Raw genomic sequence first — 19,292 nt, forward strand, 5'->3', positions numbered from 1 at the left:
ACGCTGTCCTGCGGCACAGTTGTGTCCAGGCCGGCTTCGACGTGACGGACGTGATCGACGCGATCGACGTGATCAATGAGATCGACGTGATCAATGCGATAGCGGAGTCTCGACATCCATACCGAACTAGTGGGTGTTCCGACGGTTCGGTCGGGCAGGAGACATCCTGACTATGTCAACGGACGAACGGTAAGTACGCGGCAGTCCCGGACCACTCCCGGAGCCCGAGTGTCCTGAACTTTCCGAGTGCGCCGCATGTGCTGAATGTGCTGAGAACTGAGTCTTGAATCGTGAACTGGTGAATCGGTGAGGTGAAGCGCTGATGAGCACCACCCGGCCTTACTCGCCGGGCGACCGCGGCCCTGAATCGGGCGACGGCGGCGCTTCCGGGACGTCTCCGGGCGGTACGTCCCCCGGGCCTCATGCCCGCCGGCTGAACTTCGACGGCGAGAGCGGGGTCGTACCGCTCGCCCGCGACTTCGCCCGGCAGGCGCTGTACGAGTGGGGGTGGCTGCCCGCGGCCACCGCCGATCGCCGGGCCGCGGCGGAGGACGTGCTGCTGGTCGTCTCCGAACTCGTCACCAATGCGTGCCTGCACGCCGAGGGGCCGGACGAGCTCTGGATCTCCTGCGAGAACAAGGTGCTGCGGATCGAGGTGTCCGACCGTGGGGCCGGTCAGCCCGCGCCGCGGACGCCGCATCGGGCCGGGCGGCCCGGGGGGCACGGAATGTTCATCGTGCAGCGGCTGTGCCTGGACTGGGGTGTGATCCGGGCGGAGGGGGTTGCCGGTAAGACGGTCTGGGCGGAGCTGGGCGCGCCGGCGTAGCCCTTTGCTGTGGCGTTGTCCTGTGTGAGGTGCGGTGCCCTGCGGCATGCGTTGGCCGCGTGTTCTCGGGTGCGGGTCCGGTGGGGGCTGGTCGCGCAATTCCCCGCGCCCCTGTCGGGGCGGTCCTTCGGACGCGCCCCTCCTGGAACGCTCTCCCCGAGTTGACCTCTGCCCCCGAGCGCCGCCCGTCGCTCATCCCGTGCGCATCGGATCCTCACGGATCCGGTGCGCATTTTGTCTTCCCTCGGTGAGGGGGCGGGCGTACCTTGACGGCCGATCTGATGTTCCGTCAGGAACTGACTCAGGAACTGTGCCAGGAATGTGTCAGGAACGCCTTCGGGAATGAGGGGACCGTGTCATACCGGACGTACCAGAAACGAACCGCAGCGCTCGCGTCCGCCGCGGCCCTGGCCGGCTCGGCGGTGCTGATGGCCGCCCCCGCAGCCCGGGCCGACGTGGTGGACGTCAACTATCAGTGCAAAACACCTATCGGTGACAAGTCGGCCGTCTCGCCCATCGACATCAAGAGTGTCAAGAGCGGCAGCGGCTACCGGCTCACGATGACCTTCGAGAAGGGTGTCTCGTCCAGCCCCGTCGAACTGGGCAAGGGCGCGATGAACCCGAGCGCGGTCATCAAACTCGGCGGCGCCGACAGCGGCACCGTGGCGGTCAAGGGTCCACCGAACCCGGACGCGATCCCCGCCAACACCCCCATCAAGATCACCGATCTGACCGGGACGTACACCCCGAAGGGCAGCGGCCAGGTCACGTTCACCGCGGGTGTGCTGACCATCAAGGCCCTCGGTACGACGACCACGTGCACGCCCGGCAACAGCCCGAAGCCCTCGCTGACCCTGACCGTCGCGGCGGCGGGCGGCGGCTCGACGGGCGGCTCGGGCACCACCGGCTCGTCGCAGGACGCCCCGGCCGGCGGTGAGGAGCTGCCGCAGACCGGACCCGAGGACTCCGCGATAGCTCTAGGCACCCTCGGCGGCACCGTCCTGCTGGCGGGCGCGGCCGGCGTGCTGTGGCTGACCCGGCGCCACCAGGCCCGCGGCTGAGCCACCCCGCACCAGCCCTTCTGCAGCCCTTCTGCTCCGGAGCCGCCGATGCCGTTCGCCGTCCGTGCCCTCTGCCTCGCCTCCGTGACCGTGCTCGGCGTCGCCCCGGTCTCCGCGGCCGACGCCGACTGGTCCGTCGTGCCCTCGGCGGGCGGCAGCCAGGACGGCCGGCCGTACTTCTACGCCGAGGGCGCGCCCGGCACGGTCCTCCAGGACACGGTGTCCGTGCGCAACCCCGGCGGAAAGCCGCTGACAGTACGGCTCCGGGGCGCCGACGCCGACAACGACGGAGACGGAACGCCCTCCGTACGGGCACGGGCGAAGGACACCGGAGCCTGGATCACCTTCGCCGAACGGACGGTACGGATCCCCGCGCGCACCCGCGCCGACGTGCCCTTCACCGTGAGCGTCCCCGCGGACACCGCGCCCGGCGACCACCCCGGCGCGATCCTCGCGAGCGCCGGCGGCCGGACCGCGGCTGTACGCGTCCAGCTGCGCGTCGGCGGCCCGACCCTCTCGGCCCTCACGGTCGAGCACGTACGGATCCGCGACGGCCGCATCTCCTACGAGCTGGTCAACCGCGGCACCACCGTGCTGACCCCGAAGCTCGCCGTACGCGCCGAGGGGCTGTTCGGCGAGGTGCTCGACCGGGCCCCGCGCACCCTGCCCGTCGAACTGCTCCCCGGCCGCCGCGTCCGCCTCGACGAACCCTGGCCGGACCCGCCCGCCCTCGACGGCGTCGACGTCGAGCTGACGGTCACGGCGGAGGGCGGGGCCCGCGCCGAGGCCACCGCGGAGGCGTGGTTCGCGCCGAGGGCCACGGTGGTGGCGGGTGTGCCGGCAGGCCTCGCGGTGTGCGCGGGCGGCGCCCTGTGGCTCGTGCGACGTGTGCGGCGGGTGGGGCGCGTACGGCGTCGGGGGCGGCCGGGGCCGACCGTGGCCGCCGGACAGCCGCGTACGGAAGTCGAGTCGACGGGAGCGGTGATGTGAGCGGCACGGCTGAAGGGGTGTGTCGGTGGCGGGCGGCCGTGGCAGTCGTGGCGACGGTGGTCGTGGCGCTCGCGCTCGGGATGTTCCCGCTGACGGCAGGTAGCGCCGTCGCGGCGGAGAAACCGCAGGTGAAGCTCTCCAAGTCGCAGGCGGGGACGGGCGGATCCCTCACGGTGAGCGGCAGCGGCTGGCGGGCGAACGCCCTGCTGATGATGCTCATCTGCGGTCGGTCCTCGACCGACCGGGGCGTGATCGGCGGGACCAACTCCTGCGCCAACGCGGACGGACGGGCCGTCACCACCGACGCGAAGGGCCGGTTCAGCAAGAAACTGCCGGTCACCGAACCGCCCGTACCGTGCCCCTGCGTGGTCCATGTCGCGACGGTCACCGGCGCGAAAGCGGACGCCGACGCACCCTTCCTGGTCGCGGGACACGAGGTCGAGCCGCTGCCCAAGGAGGACACCGCCGGGCGGCTGTCGGTGCTCACCGACACGCAGCTCGACGGCTCCAGTGGTCTGCTCACCTGGTTCGGCGCGCCGCCGTCCCGCAAGCTCGTCTTCACCGTCGGCAACCTCGGCACCACCGCCGTGAAGAACCCGGTCTTCCAGGTCGGCACCTCGCACGGCGTGTTCGCCCCGCAGTGGGACGAACACCAGTGGCGCGGCACGATCGGCCCCGGCAAGAAGGCGCGGATCACCCTGCCGGTGGAGCTGACCGCCGGTGCGCACGGCGACTACACGGTCTCCCTGAAGTTCGGCGGCAAGGTGCTCGCCGAACAACCGTGGGGCGTGGGCCGGCCCTGGGGCGTGACCCTCTTCTGGATCCTGGTCTGCGTCGTCGTACCGGCCGCGCTGTTCCGGACCGGGATGGCCGTGGTGGACCGGGTGCGGCCGAGGGGGCCCAACCAGGGTGCCGGACGGTTCGGGACCGATAGGGGCGGCAGGGGCGGCAGAGGTGCACGGAATGTGCGGCCCGGCCGGGGCGCGCACGGCGTGCGGCGCGGGGGGCTGCGGCTGCCCGAGGTCACCCTGCGGATGCCGAAGCTGAGTCTTTCGCCCGCCTCCAGGGACTCCGACGACGACCGCGACCCGGCCGACTCCGGCTCAGGCACTGGTTCCGGCACAGGTTCCGGCAGCGGCTCCGGCACCGGTGCCGGAGCAGGTACGCGTACGGGGGCCCGTACGCACTCCGCTCTGCCCTGGTTCACCCCGGACACCGATCCCGGGGGCGCCGAGGCCGAACAGCTCTCCGCACCGCACGAGAACACTCCGACGACCCCCACCAGGAAGGGAAACACGTGAGTACGCAACGGAGAGTCCGGCCGAGACCGAAGAAGCCCGGCGGCGGCCGGAGAGCGAGCGCGGCCGGAGTCGCGATGATGCTCGGCGGTGCGGGAGTCCTGCTGGGGGTGGCGGCGGCGCCCGCCCAGGCCGCCGAGGTGTCCTACGCGACCGACTGCGTACCCCCTCCGGTCTCCGGGCTGCCGACGGTCAAGGGCACCACCAAGGTCGAGGTCAGCGCACCCGCCACGGCGAAGGTCGGTGACGAGGTCGAGGTGGTGTGGAAGTTCGCGCAGGCCGCGTCCAAGAACCCCGACCTCATCGACCTGCCCGCGAACTCGGTGCAGCCGTCCGGCACCCTCAAGGCGGCCGGTGCGCAGACCGCGTCCGTCGCGATGCAGGGGCCGCGCGAGAACCCGGCGATCCCCAAGGGCGGGGCGATGATCCTGTCCGACATGAAGGGCAAGCTGAAACTGACGACGGCCGGTGAGGTGACGCTGACACCGGACGCGTACGCCATCAACGTCATGTCCACGGACACCAAGTGCGCGCCTACGGAGACGGTGAAGCCCGCGGCGACGATCGAAGTCACGGCGGGGGACGGGGATCCGCCTCCCGAGTCGCCCGATCCGACGAGTCCGACGCCCACGCCGCCGGGGGACACGACCGGGGGCGAGACCGGCGGAGACACCGGCGGGGACAACGGGGGCAGTGACACGGGCGGCAGCACCGGTGGCGACGGGGAACAGACCGACTTCACCGGCAAGGCGGTCGACATCCCCTACGCGTGCAAGACGCCCATCGGGGACAAGAACGCGACCTCCCCGGTGCAGATCAACGCCAAGAAGAACGGCGGGAGTTACGACCTCACCGTCCAGTTCAAGGGGTCCGTGATGGACAGCCCCGCCGACATCCCGGCCGACTCGGTCAAGCCGTCGATGGAGGTCGTGCTGGGCGGCGCGGACGAGGGCACGGTCGCGGTCGAGGGGCCGACGAACTCCGAGGCCATCAAGTCCGGGGATCCGATGGTGATCTCCGACATGACCGGTACGTACAAGCCGGGCGCGGACGGGGAGTCGACGCTGTCGCCGGGCGTGCTGACGGTGAAGGCGCTCGGGACGACGACCACGTGCACGCCTACGAAGTCCGCGGTGTCCTTGACGCTCGACACCTCTGCCCAGCCGGGTGGGGCGGCCGGGGGGAGCGGCTCCGCCGGGGGTAGTGCGTCTGGATCCGGGTCCGGGGGGAGTGCTTCTGGTTCCGGGGGTGGGCTCGCGGACACCGGCAGCGATGACGGTGGGGGGTTGCGGGCGCTCGGGCTTGTCGCGGGGACGGCGGTGCTGCTGGGTGGAGCGGTGTTCACCTTTATGCCCCGGGGGCGGCGGGGGTGAGGTGCGTGGGCATCTGACGGTCCGCTGTGGCCGGCCGCGCAGTTCCCCGCGCCCCTAAAAGACTGCGCAGTTCCCCGCGCCCCCAGGTACCGGGGGGCGCGGGGAACTGGGCAATCTATTTGTCTTTCGCGGAGCGGCTAGTTCACGTTGCCCATCAAGGACTTGACCTTGTTGCGGTACATGAAGATCGCCGCGCCCGCGACCACCGCGAGGGTGGCCTCCAGGGCCACGATCCCCATCCCGTTCAGATCGACCCCCGCGATGGAGAGCAGCGCGGTCGTCGCGTCGCCCGCGGTGACCGCCAGGAACCAGACGCCCATCATCTGCGAGGCGTACTTCGCGGGGGCCATCTTCGTGGTGACGGAGAGGCCGACCGGGGAGAGGGCCAGTTCGCCGACGGTCTGGACGAAGTAGATGGCGACCAGCCACATCGCGGCGGCCTTGTGACCGCCCTCGGCGATCGACAGCGGGGCCAGGAAGAGGAAGAACGAGGCACCGACCAGGACCAGACCGGACGAGAACTTCACGATCGTGCTCGGCTCCCGGCCGGCCCGGTTCAGCGCCAGCCACGCCCAGGCGAAGACCGGGGCGAGCGCCATGATCATGACCGGGTTGACCGACTGGTACCAGGAGACCGGGAAGCTCCAGCCGAAGACGCTGTTCTCCGCGGACTTCTCCGCGAAGATCGACAGCGTGGAGCCGCCCTGGTCGTAGATCATCCAGAAGACGGCCGCGGCGACGAAGAACCAGATGTACGCGGACATCCGCGACTGCTCGACCCGGTCCAGCGACTTGTCCCGCTTGATCCTGGCGATCACCCAGACCGGGACGACCAGGCCGATGACCGCGAGCGGCGCCATGATCCAGTTCAGCGTGTAGTGGCCGGAGAGGCCGACGACGGCATAGAAGACCACGGCGACGGCCAGCCACAGCAGACCCTTGCGCAGCGTCGAGGCCTTCTCCTCGGCGGACATCGGCGTCGGGACGACGTCGGAACGCGCGTCGAGGTGACGGCGGCCCATCAGGAACTGCGCCAGGCCCAGCGCCATGCCGAGCGCGGCGAGCGCGAAGCCCAGATGCCAGTTCACCTTCTCGCCGAGGGTGCCGATCGCCAGTGGAGCGGCGAAGGCACCCAGGTTGATGCCGATGTAGAAGATGGTGAAGCCGCCGTCGCGGCGCGGGTCGTCCGCGCCCTTGTAGAGGTGGCCGACCATCGTGGAGATGTTGGCCTTCAGCAGACCCGAGCCGATCGCGACGAGACCGAGGCCCGCGAAGAAGGTGCCGGACGAGGGCAGTGCCAGCGTCAGATGGCCCAGCATGATGACCAGTCCCGCGACGGCGACGGTCTTGCGGGGGCCGAGCACGCGGTCCGCGAACCAGCCGCCGGGAAGGGCGAGCAGGTACACGAGCGACAGGTACACCGAGTAGATCGCGGTCGCGGTGGTCGCGCTCATGTGCAGGCCACCGGGGGCGACCAGGTAGAGCGGCAGAAGTGCCCTCATGCCGTAGTAGGAGAACCTCTCCCACATCTCGGTCATGAAGAGTGTGGCCAGTCCGCGGGGGTGGCCGAAGAAGGTCTGCTCGTATCCGGAACCGGGGGTGCCCGGAGAGACCGAGTCCTTCGTCAGGCTGGACGCCATGGTCGTTCCTTGCTGGTCGGGACGCGCCGCCGAGGCGGACACCGCCGGAGCGGAGGCCGCTTGAGCGGTATGGGGTTGCGCGCCCGGTGGGGGAGGCGGCCGGCACCGGCGGGTCGGCCGTCCCGCCCCACGCCCAGGGGGTTCCGCTACGTCTGGAAGCAGTGGACGACGACCACCGGGATCCACGCCCGTCACGCGTTCTCGCGCTCGGGGCCCGGCCACAGGTCACGTCTGGTCACCATAAGGCTCTACGTCGCAGCAATGCCGCATATGGCATGACTTGAGAGATGGATCACAGGTGTGGATGGAACCATGCGCCTGATTCGAAGGCCGTTCACAGATTTACATCCTGAACCCCAGGGTCGCACGGTCCGAAGGGGCAAGGACCGACACTGATGTCGATCACCCTCACTGCGCCGCCGTACAGCGGACTACCATCAGTTCATGACCCGAGTACTGCTCGCCGAGGACGACGCGTCCATCTCGGAACCCCTGGCTCGCGCCCTGCGCCGCGAGGGGTACGAGGTTGAGGTACGCGAGGACGGACCCACCGCGCTCGACGCGGGCATCCAGGGCGGTATCGATCTGGTCGTGCTCGACCTCGGGCTGCCCGGTATGGACGGACTGGAGGTGGCCCGGCGGCTGCGCGCCGAGGGGATGACCGTGCCGGTCCTCATCCTGACCGCGCGCGCCGACGAGGTGGACACCGTCGTGGGCCTGGACGCGGGCGCGGACGACTACGTGACCAAGCCCTTCCGGCTCGCCGAACTGCTGGCCCGCGTACGGGCCCTGCTGCGGCGCGGCGCCGCCGAGCCCCAGCAGCCGCCCGCCACGCACGGGGTGCGGATCGACGTCGAGTCGCACCGGGCGTGGATGGGCGACGAGGAGCTGCAGCTGACGGCCAAGGAGTTCGACCTGCTCCGGGTGCTCGTCAGGGACGCCGGGCGGGTCGTCACGCGTGACCAGCTGATGCGTGAGGTCTGGGACACGACGTGGTGGTCGTCGACCAAGACACTCGACATGCACATCTCCTGGCTGCGGAAGAAGCTGGGGGATGACGCGGCGAACCCGCGGTACATCGCGACGGTACGAGGAGTGGGCTTCCGCTTCGAGAAGAGTTGACCTGTTGCTGTCGGCCGCGCCCCCTCGCCGTCATGTCGTCGGTGGGTGCGCGGCAGCGGGCCGTGCGTGGCTGGTCGCGCAGTTCCCCGCGCCCCTGACGGGGCGCGGGTCCAGCCCGGATCACCAGTTGCCCGGAGGGACCTGTGCGTCGCCGTCTCATCAATTCCACGCTGGCCGTCGTGCTGGTGGTGATCGCCGTGTTCGGGGTCTCGCTCGTCATCGTCGAGACCCGCACGATCAGCAACAGCGCCCAGGAACGGGTGGACTCCGAGGCCGTACGGCTGGTCAGCATCGTCGACAGCCGCATCCTCGGCGACGAGCAGGTCAACGCCCGGGTCCTCAAGGACCAGGTCACCGGCGACCGGTACGCGCGCATCGAGATCCCGGGCCGCGACACCATCCACATCGGCACGCCGCCCACCGGTGACGTCATCACCTCCACCCGCGAGGGCGAGGAGGGCGAGACCGTCACGGTGGAGGAGGCGAGCTCGGCGGTCACCCGCGAGGTCGGCCGTACGCTGCTGATCATCGCCGCGGTGGCCCTGCTCGCGGTGATCGCCGCCGTCCTCCTCGCGGTCCGCCAGGCCAACCGGCTCACCTCCCCGCTGACCGACCTCGCGGAGACCGCGGAACGGCTCGGATCGGGCGACCCGCGCCCGCGCCACAAGCGGTACGGGGTGCCGGAGCTGGACCGGGTCGCCGATGTGCTGGACGGCTCGGCCGAGCGCATCGCCCGCATGCTGACGGCCGAGCGGCGCCTCGCGGCCGACGCCTCGCACCAGCTGCGTACGCCGCTGACCGCGCTGTCCATGCGGCTGGAGGAGATCACCCTCACCGACGACCCGAGCACGGTGAAGGAGGAGGCGACCATCGCGCTGGCGCAGGTCGAGCGGCTCACCGACGTGGTCGAGCGGCTGCTGACCAACGCCCGCGACCCGCGTACCGGCTCCGCCGTCACGTTCGACCTCGACGAGGTCATCAAGCAGCAGCTCGCCGAATGGCGCCCGGCCTACCGCAACGCGGGGCGCGCGATCGTCAGCTCGGGCAAACACCATCTGCAGGCCGTCGGGACGCCGGGGGCCGTGGCCCAGGTCCTCGCCGCGCTGATCGAGAACTCGCTGATGCACGGCGGTGGGACGGTCGCGCTGCGTACGCGGGTCACCGGCAACCAGGCCGTGATCGAGGTCACCGACGAGGGGGCGGGGGTGCCGGCCGATCTGGGTGCGCGGATCTTCGAGCGGGCGATCAGTGGGCGCAACTCCACGGGGATCGGGCTCGCGGTCGCGCGTGACCTCGCGGAGGCGGACGGGGGGCGGCTGGAGATGCTTCAGGCTCAGCCGCCTGTGTTCGGGTTGTTCTTGTCGCGTACGCCGTTGAAACGGCGGGACGGCGACGAGCCCACGGTCCGTTAGGGGTGGCGCTCCGCTGAGGGGCGTTGTGGGCATCTGCCGCGCCGTCTGGGCTGGTCGCGCAGTTCCCCGCGCCCCTGAAGGGCGAAAACCAAAAGATTGCGCCGTTCCCCGCGCCCCTTAGGGGCTCATGGGGCTCAAGGGGCTCAGCGGACCCGTTGGACCTGGCGGACGGGGCGGGGTGGGGGGTCTTCTGCCAGGTATGGGGTCGGGTTCTCCAGGATCGATTCCGCGTCCGTCACCGGGTCGTGGGCCGGGGTGACCCGGAAGACCCATGTGCGGTAGGACCAGAAGCGGAAGAGCGTCGCGATGCCGATGCCGACGAACTTGAAGACGTTGCTCGCCAGCGGGCTGTCGAAGCCCAGGCCGTACGTCGCGGCGAAGAGGAACCCGTTCTCGATGACGAGCCCGATCGCGCTGAACAGCATGAACAGCGTCAGTTCCTTGGTGCGGCCACTCTTGTCGCGATCGCGGTACGTGAAGTAGCGGAAACCGATGTAGTTCGAGACGATGGCGACGACCGTGGCGATCACACTGGCCCGCACGACCTGTAGGTCGGTCGTGTGGCGCACCAGGTTGAAGACGATCAGGTTGACGAGGAGACCGGCTCCGCCGACCGCGCCGAACTTGGCGATTTCCCTGGTCAGGCGCTCGATCCGAAGGCGAACAGCGCTGGTCGGCCTGGCATGAGCCCCGCGTTTACCAGCTGTGCCCATGGTGTCGCCCAGCCCCCGTCTCGTCGGATACGTCATTTTCGTCAACCTTCGTCGACTCCGCCATGCTAACCAGCGGTTCCCTCGGGTGCCCGGCCCGGACTCGAAGATGTGGCCGGGATGTGATGAACCGGCACAATTTCCGATGATCATGCGGGCGACAGGGGTGGCTCGAAACGGCCGATACCCTGGGGGTGTGACGTTCCCGGTAGTCGGCATGGTCGGCGGCGGTCAGCTCGCTCGTATGACGCACGAGGCTGGCATCCCGCTCGGCATCAGGTTCAAGCTCCTCAGTGAGACCCCTCAGGAGTCCGCGGCGCAGGTGGTGGGTGAGGTCGTCGTCGGCGACCATCGCGACCTCGACACGCTGCGGGACTTCGCGCGGGGCTGCGATGTGATCACTTTCGATCACGAACATGTACCCACCGAGCATCTGCGGGCACTGGAGGCGGACGGCATCCCCGTGCGCCCCGGCCCCGACGCGCTCGTGCACGCCCAGGACAAGGGCGTGATGCGCGCGAAGCTCGTCGAGATCGGGGTGCCGTGCCCACGGCACCGGATCGTGAGCGATCCGGCCGACGTGACCGCGTTCGCGGCGGAAGGGCTCCCCGAAGGGGCCGAGGGGGACGGCTTCCCCGTCGTCCTCAAGACCGTCCGCGGCGGCTACGACGGCAAGGGCGTGTGGATCGTCCGGTCCGCGGCCGACGCCGAGGACCCCTTCCGCGCCGGTGTCCCGGTCCTCGCGGAGGAGAAGGTCGACTTCGCCCGCGAGCTGGCCGCCAACGTCGTACGGTCGCCGCACGGCCAGGCCGTGGCGTACCCGGTGGTGGAGTCCCAGCAGGTCGACGGGGTCTGCGACACGGTGATCGCGCCCGCGCCCGGCATCTCCGAGGAGCTGGCGCTCAAGGCCGAGGAACTGGCCCTGCGCATCGCGAAGGAACTCGGCGTCGTCGGCCACCTCGCCGTCGAGCTGTTCGAGACCCGAGACGGCCGCATCCTCGTCAACGAACTGGCCATGCGCCCGCACAACTCCGGCCACTGGACCCAGGACGGTTCGATCACCTCCCAGTTCGCCAACCACGTCCGCGCGGTCCTGGACCTGCCGCTGGGCGACCCGCGCCCGCGCGCGAAGTGGACGGTCATGGTGAACGTCCTGGGCGGCGACTACCCCGACATGTACTCCGCGTACCTGCACTGCATGGCACGCGACCCCCAGCTCAAGATCCACATGTATGGAAAGGACGTGAAGCCCGGCCGCAAGGTGGGCCACGTCAACACCTACGGCGACGACCTCGACGACGTGCTGGAGCGCGCCCGTCACGCAGCCGGCTACCTCAGAGGAACGATCACCGAATGAGCCCTGTCGTAGGCATTGTCATGGGGTCGGACTCCGACTGGCCCGTCATGGAGGCCGCCGCGAAGGCCCTCGACGAGTTCGAGATCGCGTACGAGGTCGACGTGGTCTCCGCCCACCGGATGCCCCGCGAGATGATCACGTACGGCGAGGAGGCGGCCGGCCGCGGCCTGAAAGCGATCATCGCGGGCGCGGGCGGCGCGGCCCATCTGCCCGGCATGCTCGCCTCGGTCAGCCCGCTGCCCGTGATCGGCGTACCGGTCCCGCTGAAGTACCTCGACGGCATGGACTCGCTGCTGTCGATCGTCCAGATGCCGGCCGGTGTCCCGGTCGCCACGGTCTCGGTGGGCGGCGCGCGCAACGCCGGTCTGCTCGCCGCCCGCATCCTGGCCACGCACGACGAGGAACTCCTCGCCCGGATGCGTGACTTCCAGCAGGAGCTGAACGACCAGGCCACCGAGAAGGGCAAGCGGCTGCGCTCCAAGGTGGAGAGCGGCGCGGGCACGGGCAGCGGTTTCGGCTTCGGAAAGTGACGGACATGACCAGCACGCCTTCTCTTTCTCTGGCAGAAGCCCGCGCGTTCCTCGCCGAGTTCCCCGTGGTCGACGGGCACAACGACCTGCCCTGGGCGCTGCGCGAGCAGGTCCGCTACGACATCGGCGCCCGCGACATCGCCGCCGACCAGAGCGCCCACCTGCACACCGACCTGGCGCGGCTGCGCGCGGGCGGCGTCGGCGCGCAGTACTGGTCGGTGTACGTGCGCTCGGACCTGCCCGGCGCGGTCACGGCGACCCTCGAACAGATCGACTGCGTACGGCAGCTGATCGAGCGCTACCCCGCCGATCTGCGCGCCGCCCTGACCGCCGCCGACATGGAGGCGGCACGCGCCGAGGGCCGGATCGCCTCGCTGATGGGCGCCGAGGGCGGCCACTCGATCGACAACTCCCTCGCCACCCTGCGAGGCCTGTTCGAACTGGGGGTCCGCTACATGACCCTCACCCACAACGACAACATCGCGTGGGCGGACTCGGCGACCGACGAGCCGGTCGTCGGCGGCCTGTCGCCGTTCGGCCACGAGGTCGTACGCGAGATGAACCGCCTGGGCATGCTGGTGGACCTCTCCCACGTGGCCGCCACGACCATGCGGGACGCGCTGGACACCTCCACCGCGCCGGTGATCTTCTCCCACTCGTCCTCACGCGCGATCTGCGACCACCCGCGCAACATCCCGGACGACGTCCTGGAGCGCCTGCCCGCCAACGGCGGTGTGGCGATGGTGACGTTCGTGCCGAAGTTCGTCCTCCAGGCCGCCGTCGACTGGACGGAGGCCGCGGACGAGAACATGCGCGAGAAGGGCTTCCACCACCTCGACTCGACCGCCGAGGCGATGAAGGTCCACCAGGCCTTCGAGGAGTCCCACCCCCGCCCGGTCGCGACCGTTCCGACGGTCGCCGACCACCTCGACCACATGCGTGAGGTGGCGGGCGTCGACCACCTGGGCATCGGCGGCGACTACGACGGCACGGCGTTCACCCCCGACGGCCTCGGCGACGTCTCCGGCTACCCGAACCTGATCGCGGAACTCCTGGACCGCGGCTGGTCGAAGCCGGACCTCGCCAAGCTGACCTGGCAGAACTCGGTACGGGTCCTCTCCGCGGCCGAGGACGTGGCGCGCGACGAGCAGTCCCGCAGGGGCCCGTCGAACGCGACGCTGGAGCAACTGGACGGTTAGGACAGGTCCTGGTCGCCGGGTGCGGTGACGGGGTGCCCCAGGAGCATGGCCGGGGCGCCCTGCACCCGCGTCAGGAACACGGTCGCGGAGTGCGGCCCCTGCGGCTTCACCTTGCGCCGCAGCTCCTCCGGCTCGACCGCCGACCCGCGCTTCTTCACGGTCAGGATGCCCACCTCACGCTGCCGCAGCAGCGCCTTGAGCTTCTTGACGCCGAAGGGGAGCTGGTCGGTGATCTCGTAGGCCGTCGCGTACGGCGTGGCCGTCACGGAGTCCGCGGTCACGTAGGCGATGGTCTCGTCGATCAGCCCTCCGCCGTCCAGCTCCGCGGCCACCTCGGCGACCAGATGCGCGCGGATGACGGCACCGTCGGGCTCGTACAGGAAACGCCCCACGGGCCGCACCGCCGGGTCGGGCAGTCCGCGGCCGAGGAGGGTGCGCGGGCCGGGCAGCAGGGTCGCGCGGACCGAGCCCGCCTCCCCGGTGCCGAACCACAGCACGGCCTCCTTCACGTCCCCGGCGTCCGAGATCCACTCGGCCCCGGCCTCGGTGGGCACGGCCTCGTGCGGAATGCCGGGGGCGATCTTCAGCGCGGCGAGAGGTGCCTTGAGGGCCGCCCGGACGGCCCACGACAGCGGCGGTGAGTAGGCCTCGGGGTCGAAGATCCGCCCGCGCCCGCCCCGGCGCCCCGGATCCACGAACACGGCGTCGTACCCGGCCGTGTCGACCTCGGTGACATCGGCCTTGCGCACCTCGATCAGCTCCGCCAGCCCGAGCGCCTCGGCGTTGGCGCGCGCCACGGCCGCCGTCAGCGGGTCCCGGTCGACGGCCAGGACCCGGATCCCGGCACGGGCGAGCGCGATCGCGTCACCGCCGATGCCGCAGCACAGGTCGGCCACGGACCGCACCCCGAGTTCCCCGAACCGCGCGGCACGGTACGCGGCCACGCTCGCCCGGGTCGACTGCTCGACCCCGTTGGGCGTGAAGAACATCCGAGCCGCGTCCGCCGCCCCGAACTTCGCGACGGCCCGCTGCCGCAGCCGCGCCTGCCCGAGCGCGGCCGACACGAGCCCGACGGGATGCGTACGCCGCAGCCGCGTCGCCACGGCCAGTTCCTGGGCCGGTTCGGTACCGCGCACCTCGTCGAGCAGGGCATGCCCCTCGGGCGTACGCAGAGCGGCGAAGGAGGCGAGCGGGGAGGCCGGTGGAGAGGCCAGGGGATCGAGGTCGTTCACCGCCCCATTGTGGGCCAGTCGGTGGACGGCACGCGCGCGACGGCGGTGTCGCCCCGGAGAAGGGCACTTGACCTGCAAGTATCCGGCCCCATGCGACTTGTAAGACAAGCTGACAGCGCCCCGAAAGGGGCGCGGGGAACTGCGCGGCTCGCCCCCACCGGCCCGCAGCCGACTGTCCGTCCGTCCCACGCGGCGGCCCGCACGGCCCTGACCCCGCTGGCAGCCACGGCCAGTGCCCCGTCAGGGGCGCGGGGAACTGCGCGGCTGACCCCCACCGGCCGGCCGTCGACCGCTCACCGCTCCCGCGCGGCGGTACGCGCAACCTTGACCCTGCTGGCAGCCACCGCGATGGCAACGGGCTGCATGGCGCCGGCCCCCAAGGACACCAAGCCGGCCGCAGGCCAGCAGGCAGCGGCCGAGCTCCGCCAGGAACAACGCGCCCACGCCGCCGCGGTGAAGAGATGGGGCCTGCCCAAGGCCCCCCTGCCCGCCCCGCCCGCCCCGGCGAAGAAGCCGCACATCGACACCCGTGACGGGTTCGAGGTGGACGACCACGAAGGACTGCCGCCCGTCTTCACGACGATCCCCACCAAGGACAAGGTCGTCTTCCTCACCATCGACGACGGCGCCGAGAAGGACCCGGCGTTCCTGCGGATGATGAGCGAGCTGAAGATCCCGTACACCGCGTTCCTCAGTGACTACCTGGTCAAGGAGGACTACGGGTACTTCAAGAAGATGCAGGCCGCAGGGGTGTCGCTGAACAACCACACCCTCCACCACCGCTTCATGCCGGGCCTGTCGTACGCCGCGCAGAAGCGTGAGATCTGCGGGATGCAGGACGTGATCGAGAAGCGGTACGGAAAGCGGCCCACGCTCTTCCGCCCGCCGTTCGGCAACTACAACGAGGACACCCTGCGGGCCGCCAAGGCCTGCGGCATCAAGGCGGCCCCCCTCTGGAACGAGGAGGTCTTCGTCGACCGCTGGGAGTACCGGGAGTGGGACCGCGACCTGCGCCCCGGAGACATCGTTCTCAGCCATTTCCGCGGCAAGGAGGACTGGGAGGGCACGATGCCCGACATGGTCCGCCGCTTCCTGAAGCTGATCACCGACAAGGGGTACGCGGTGGCACGCCTGGAGGACTACCTGTGAGGCGCCGGGGGGCCACCGCCGCACTGCTGGCAGGCGTGCTCTGTCTCGCGGGCTGCGCGCAGTCCGTGGACCCCATCGAGCGGCTGGGCAAGAAGGCGGCGGAGAAGGTACGTACACACGGGCCGCCGGAGGACGCGTACCGCCGCTGGGGGCTGAGCGCCCCGCTCGCCGCGGCGCCGGACCCGTCCGTCCGGCGGCCCGCCTTACGGGCCGCGGGGCCCGGCCTGCCGCCCGTGGTGTCCCGCGTCCCGACCCGCGACAAGGTCGTCTTCCTGACCTTCGACGACGGCGCGGAGAGGGATCCGCGGTTCGTCGACATGGTGCGGGAGCTGCGGCTGCCGGTGAGCGTGTTCCTCACGGACAGCGTCGTGGGGCCGGGGTACGCGCACTTCGGGCGGCTGCGGGCGGTCGGTGCGAGCGTGCAGAACCACACGCTCGACCATCCGTACCTGCCGGGGCTGCCGTACGAGGGGCAGCGGGCGGAGATCTGCGGTCAGCAGGAGAAGCTGAAGCAGCGGTTCGGGATCCGGCCCCGGCTGTTCCGGCCGCCGTACGGGGAGTACGACGACGACACGCTGCGGGCGGCGGGGGATTGCGGGATCGCCGCGGTCGTTCTGTGGCGGGACGCTGCGCTGCTGCGGGCGGGGGACATTCTTCACTGTCCGGAGGGGGAGGTGGAGGGGGCGGGGGGTGGTTCGTTGACGGGGGCGACCACCGGGATGCTGCGCCGCATCCAGGAACAGGGGTTCGCCGTGGCCCGTCTGGAGGACTACCTGTAGGCGCCCCAGGGCTTTCCTCGCCCCCGCCGCCCCTACCCTCCCCGTCACCGCATGGGGGCTTCGCCCCCTCGCCCCCTTTTGCGCAGTTCCCCGCGAGCCTAGGTACCTAGGGGCGCGGGGAACTGCGCACATCTTTTGGGCTCGCCCCCACCCTGCCGCGGGCGTGATCCACCCCTGTTCCGACCCGTCGAGATACGCCCAACCGCCGGAGGCAACTGGCACTCCGCTTGACCGAGTGCTAATCGCAGTCATAGTCTCGGCTCTGGCACTCACCGCAGGAGAGTGCCAATAGCGACGGGCAGGTCCGGCACCCGCGACGACGGATCCACCTGGTCGCCACCTCAGACAGTTAACCCCGTGAGATCTCCGAAGGGGGAGGTCGGATCGTGACGACCACCAGCTCCAAGGTTGCCATCAAGCCGCTTGAGGACCGCATTGTGGTCCAGCCGCTCGACGCCGAGCAGACCACCGCCTCTGGCCTGGTCATTCCGGACACGGCGAAGGAGAAGCCCCAGGAGGGCGTCGTCCTGGCCGTTGGTCCGGGCCGCTTCGAGAACGGCGAGCGGCTTCCGCTCGACGTGAAGACCGGCGACATCGTGCTCTACAGCAAGTACGGCGGCACCGAAGTGAAGTACAACGGCGAGGAGTACCTCGTCCTCTCGGCTCGCGACGTACTCGCGATCATCGAGAAGTAATTCACCCAGGTTTGCTTTGAACTGCGCCCCTGGCCCCAGCGAGTACTCGACACGAGTACTAAAAAGCGCCGGGTGCCCGGGGCGCCGTTCGTTTTTTGAGAGGACTGAATCAGCTCCATGGCGAAGATCCTGAAGTTCGACGAGGACGCCCGTCGCGCCCTTGAGCGCGGCGTCAACAAGCTTGCCGACACCGTGAAGGTGACGATCGGCCCCAAGGGCCGCAACGTCGTCATCGACAAGAAGTTCGGCGCCCCCACCATCACCAACGACGGCGTCACCATCGCCCGCGAGGTCGAGCTCGACGACCCGTACGAGAACCTCGGCGCCCAGCTGGTGAAGGAGGTGGCGACCAAGACCAACGACATCGCGGGTGATGGTACGACCACCGCCACCGTGCTGGCCCAGGCGCTCGTCCGCGAAGGCCTGAAGAACGTCGCCGCCGGCGCGTCCCCCGCCCTGCTCAAGAAGGGCATCGACGCGGCCGTCGCCGCGGTCTCCGAGGAGCTCCTCGCGACCGCGCGCCCGATCGACGAGAAGTCCGACATCGCGGCCGTCGCCGGTCTGTCCGCCCAGGACAGCCAGGTCGGCGAGCTCATCGCCGAGGCGATGGACAAGGTCGGCAAGGACGGTGTCATCACCGTCGAGGAGTCCAACACCTTCGGTCTGGAGCTGGACTTCACCGAGGGCATGGCCTTCGACAAGGGCTACCTGTCCCCGTACATGGTGTCCGACCAGGAGCGTATGGAGGCCGTCCTCGACGACCCGTACATCCTGATCCACCAGGGCAAGGTCTCCTCCATCCAGGACCTGCTTCCCCTGCTTGAGAAGGTCATCCAGACCAACGCGTCGAAGCCGCTGCTGATCATCGCCGAGGACGTCGAGGGCGAAGCCCTGTCGACCCTGGTCGTGAACAAGATCCGCGGCACCTTCAACGCGGTGGCCGTCAAGGCCCCCGGCTTCGGCGACCGCCGCAAGGCCATGCTCGGTGACATCGCGACGCTCACCGGCGCCACGGTCATCGCCGAGGAGGTCGGCCTCAAGCTCGACCAGGTCGGCCTGGACGTGCTGGGCACCGCCCGCCGCGTGACGGTCACCAAGGACGACACGACCATCGTCGACGGCGGCGGCAACAGCGCCGACGTGGCCGGCCGTGTCAACCAGATCAAGGCCGAGATCGACTCCACGGACTCCGACTGGGACCGCGAGAAGCTCCAGGAGCGCCTCGCGAAGCTGGCCGGCGGCGTGTGCGTGATCAAGGTCGGCGCCGCCACGGAGGTGGAGCTGAAGGAGAAGAAGCACCGTCTGGAGGACGCCATCTCCGCGACCCGCGCCGCGGTCGAGGAGGGCATCGTCTCCGGTGGTGGCTCCGCGCTCGTCCACGCCGTGAAGGTCCTCGAAGGCAACCTCGGCAAGACCGGCGACGAGGCGACCGGTGTCGCCGTCGTCCGCAAGGCCGCCGTCGAGCCGCTGCGCTGGATCGCCGAGAACGCCGGCCTGGAGGGTTACGTCATCACCTCCAAGGTCGCCGACCTCGACAAGGGCCAGGGCTTCAACGCCGCGACCGGCGAGTACGGCGACCTGGTCAAGGCCGGCGTCATCGACCCGGTCAAGGTCACCCGCTCCGCCCTGGAGAACGCCGCGTCCATCGCCTCCCTGCTCCTCACGACCGAGACCCTGGTCGTCGAGAAGCCGGCGGAGGAAGAGGCCGAGGCCGGCCACGGTGGCCACGGGCACTCGCACTAGTCGCTTCGCCGGAAGCGCGGTTGTTTTTTGACCGCGGGCTCGGTGGGGGCTGGTCGCGCCCACGCGGCGGAGCCGCACATGGATACGGCCCCGCGCCCCTGACGGGGCGCGGTGCAACTGAGCCAGTACCTGACGAAGGCCCGGTAACCGTTTCGACGGGTACCGGGCCTTCGTGC

Annotated in this window: 17 protein-coding genes; 14 read left to right on the plus strand and 3 right to left on the minus strand. The window is 70.3% G+C overall.

The features are described 5' to 3' along the window. The first annotated feature begins 322 nt into the window (after nucleotides 1-322). From C6Y14_RS07355 to C6Y14_RS07370, 5 genes are all read left to right on the plus strand, one after another. Entirely contained in the window at nucleotides 323-826 is a 504-nt protein-coding gene (locus C6Y14_RS07355) for an ATP-binding protein (RefSeq protein ID WP_107015672.1), read from the plus strand. Nucleotides 827-1,179: 353 nt separating this feature from the next. After that, nucleotides 1,180-1,887 (plus strand): LPXTG cell wall anchor domain-containing protein, encoded by a 708-nt coding sequence (locus tag C6Y14_RS07360; protein ID WP_225890943.1) that lies wholly within the window; start codon nucleotides 1,180-1,182, stop codon nucleotides 1,885-1,887. A gap of 48 nt (nucleotides 1,888-1,935) precedes the next feature. Then, nucleotides 1,936-2,877 carry a COG1470 family protein gene (locus C6Y14_RS43975; RefSeq protein ID WP_159074189.1) on the plus strand — a complete coding sequence of 314 codons (942 nt, stop codon included), beginning with the start codon at nucleotides 1,936-1,938 and terminating at the stop codon, nucleotides 2,875-2,877. Between the two features lie 80 nt (nucleotides 2,878-2,957). After that, complete coding sequence (locus C6Y14_RS07365) at nucleotides 2,958-4,178, plus strand: hypothetical protein (RefSeq protein ID WP_107015847.1); 1,221 nt, start codon at nucleotides 2,958-2,960, stop codon at nucleotides 4,176-4,178. A 77-nt stretch (nucleotides 4,179-4,255) separates the two neighbouring features. Further along, on the plus strand, nucleotides 4,256-5,548 hold the full coding sequence (locus C6Y14_RS07370; RefSeq protein ID WP_107015848.1) for a hypothetical protein: 1,293 nt from the start codon (nucleotides 4,256-4,258) through the stop codon (nucleotides 5,546-5,548). 137 nt (nucleotides 5,549-5,685) lie between these two features. Here C6Y14_RS07370 and C6Y14_RS07375 read toward each other — a convergent pair whose 3' ends face one another. Continuing rightward, nucleotides 5,686-7,188: an oligopeptide:H+ symporter gene (locus C6Y14_RS07375; RefSeq protein WP_107015674.1), complete on the minus strand. Its 1,503-nt coding sequence runs from the start codon at nucleotides 7,186-7,188 to the stop codon at nucleotides 5,686-5,688. Between the two features lie 444 nt (nucleotides 7,189-7,632). Here C6Y14_RS07375 and C6Y14_RS07380 point away from each other — a divergent pair, with 444 nt between their 5' ends. Continuing rightward, nucleotides 7,633-8,310, plus strand: a complete 678-nt coding sequence (locus C6Y14_RS07380; RefSeq protein ID WP_107015675.1) for a response regulator transcription factor — start codon at nucleotides 7,633-7,635, stop codon at nucleotides 8,308-8,310. Nucleotides 8,311-8,453: 143 nt separating this feature from the next. Then, nucleotides 8,454-9,722 (plus strand): ATP-binding protein, encoded by a 1,269-nt coding sequence (locus tag C6Y14_RS07385; RefSeq protein ID WP_107015676.1) that lies wholly within the window; start codon nucleotides 8,454-8,456, stop codon nucleotides 9,720-9,722. 143 nt (nucleotides 9,723-9,865) lie between these two features. Here C6Y14_RS07385 and C6Y14_RS07390 read toward each other — a convergent pair whose 3' ends face one another. After that, nucleotides 9,866-10,435: a GtrA family protein gene (locus tag C6Y14_RS07390; protein ID WP_107015849.1), complete on the minus strand. Its 570-nt coding sequence runs from the start codon at nucleotides 10,433-10,435 to the stop codon at nucleotides 9,866-9,868. A gap of 193 nt (nucleotides 10,436-10,628) precedes the next feature. On the opposite strand from C6Y14_RS07390, the gene C6Y14_RS07395 reads away from it, so the two are divergent. The 3 genes from C6Y14_RS07395 to C6Y14_RS07405 are packed head-to-tail and all read left to right on the plus strand — an operon-like array spanning nucleotide 10,629 to nucleotide 13,518. After that, nucleotides 10,629-11,789: a 5-(carboxyamino)imidazole ribonucleotide synthase gene (locus C6Y14_RS07395; protein ID WP_107015677.1), complete on the plus strand. Its 1,161-nt coding sequence runs from the start codon at nucleotides 10,629-10,631 to the stop codon at nucleotides 11,787-11,789. Continuing rightward, the gene (gene purE, locus C6Y14_RS07400) at nucleotides 11,786-12,319 is read left to right on the plus strand and encodes a 5-(carboxyamino)imidazole ribonucleotide mutase (RefSeq protein WP_107015678.1); all 534 of its coding nucleotides are present in this window, start codon (nucleotides 11,786-11,788) and stop codon (nucleotides 12,317-12,319) included. Before C6Y14_RS07395 ends, purE begins: the two co-directional genes overlap by 4 nt. Before the next feature lie 5 nt (nucleotides 12,320-12,324). After that, nucleotides 12,325-13,518: a dipeptidase gene (locus C6Y14_RS07405; RefSeq protein WP_107015679.1), complete on the plus strand. Its 1,194-nt coding sequence runs from the start codon at nucleotides 12,325-12,327 to the stop codon at nucleotides 13,516-13,518. On the opposite strand, the gene C6Y14_RS07410 is transcribed toward C6Y14_RS07405, so the two are convergent. Continuing rightward, nucleotides 13,515-14,750: a class I SAM-dependent methyltransferase gene (locus C6Y14_RS07410; RefSeq protein WP_225890945.1), complete on the minus strand. Its 1,236-nt coding sequence runs from the start codon at nucleotides 14,748-14,750 to the stop codon at nucleotides 13,515-13,517. The genes C6Y14_RS07405 and C6Y14_RS07410 overlap by 4 nt on opposite strands. A gap of 363 nt (nucleotides 14,751-15,113) precedes the next feature. Between C6Y14_RS07410 and C6Y14_RS07415 the strand changes: the two genes are divergently transcribed. The 4 genes from C6Y14_RS07415 (at nucleotide 15,114) to groL (ending at nucleotide 19,116) form a co-directional block, all read left to right on the plus strand. Next, nucleotides 15,114-15,899 (plus strand): polysaccharide deacetylase family protein, encoded by a 786-nt coding sequence (locus C6Y14_RS07415; protein WP_225890964.1) that lies wholly within the window; start codon nucleotides 15,114-15,116, stop codon nucleotides 15,897-15,899. After that, entirely contained in the window at nucleotides 15,896-16,678 is a 783-nt protein-coding gene (locus C6Y14_RS07420) for a polysaccharide deacetylase family protein (protein WP_107015681.1), read from the plus strand. The genes C6Y14_RS07415 and C6Y14_RS07420 overlap by 4 nt, the downstream gene beginning before the upstream one ends. Before the next feature lie 386 nt (nucleotides 16,679-17,064). Continuing rightward, complete coding sequence (gene groES / locus C6Y14_RS07425) at nucleotides 17,065-17,373, plus strand: co-chaperone GroES (RefSeq protein WP_003998759.1); 309 nt, start codon at nucleotides 17,065-17,067, stop codon at nucleotides 17,371-17,373. Between the two features lie 117 nt (nucleotides 17,374-17,490). Next, entirely contained in the window at nucleotides 17,491-19,116 is a 1,626-nt protein-coding gene (gene groL, locus C6Y14_RS07430; protein WP_107015682.1) for a chaperonin GroEL, read from the plus strand. Nucleotides 19,117-19,292: the final 176 nt, after the last annotated feature.

Source organism: Streptomyces dioscori, assembly GCF_003024195.1.
Classification (GTDB): domain Bacteria; phylum Actinomycetota; class Actinomycetes; order Streptomycetales; family Streptomycetaceae; genus Streptomyces; species Streptomyces dioscori.

Bases quoted from the DNA above. Each gene is read 5' to 3' on its own strand.
- purE (WP_107015678.1), top strand. From the start codon at position 11,786: ATGAGCCCTGTCGTAGGCATTGTCATGGGGTCGGACTCCGACTGGCCC.
- C6Y14_RS07415 (WP_225890964.1), top strand. From the start codon at position 15,114: ATGGCGCCGGCCCCCAAGGACACCAAGCCGGCCGCAGGCCAGCAGGCA.
- C6Y14_RS07390 (WP_107015849.1), bottom strand. From the start codon at position 10,435: ATGGGCACAGCTGGTAAACGCGGGGCTCATGCCAGGCCGACCAGCGCT.
- C6Y14_RS07365 (WP_107015847.1), top strand. From the start codon at position 2,958: ATGTTCCCGCTGACGGCAGGTAGCGCCGTCGCGGCGGAGAAACCGCAG.
- C6Y14_RS07355 (WP_107015672.1), top strand. From the start codon at position 323: ATGAGCACCACCCGGCCTTACTCGCCGGGCGACCGCGGCCCTGAATCG.
- C6Y14_RS43975 (WP_159074189.1), top strand. From the start codon at position 1,936: ATGCCGTTCGCCGTCCGTGCCCTCTGCCTCGCCTCCGTGACCGTGCTC.
- C6Y14_RS07370 (WP_107015848.1), top strand. From the start codon at position 4,256: ATGCTCGGCGGTGCGGGAGTCCTGCTGGGGGTGGCGGCGGCGCCCGCC.
- C6Y14_RS07380 (WP_107015675.1), top strand. From the start codon at position 7,633: ATGACCCGAGTACTGCTCGCCGAGGACGACGCGTCCATCTCGGAACCC.
- C6Y14_RS07375 (WP_107015674.1), bottom strand. From the start codon at position 7,188: ATGGCGTCCAGCCTGACGAAGGACTCGGTCTCTCCGGGCACCCCCGGT.
- groL (WP_107015682.1), top strand. From the start codon at position 17,491: ATGGCGAAGATCCTGAAGTTCGACGAGGACGCCCGTCGCGCCCTTGAG.
- C6Y14_RS07405 (WP_107015679.1), top strand. From the start codon at position 12,325: ATGACCAGCACGCCTTCTCTTTCTCTGGCAGAAGCCCGCGCGTTCCTC.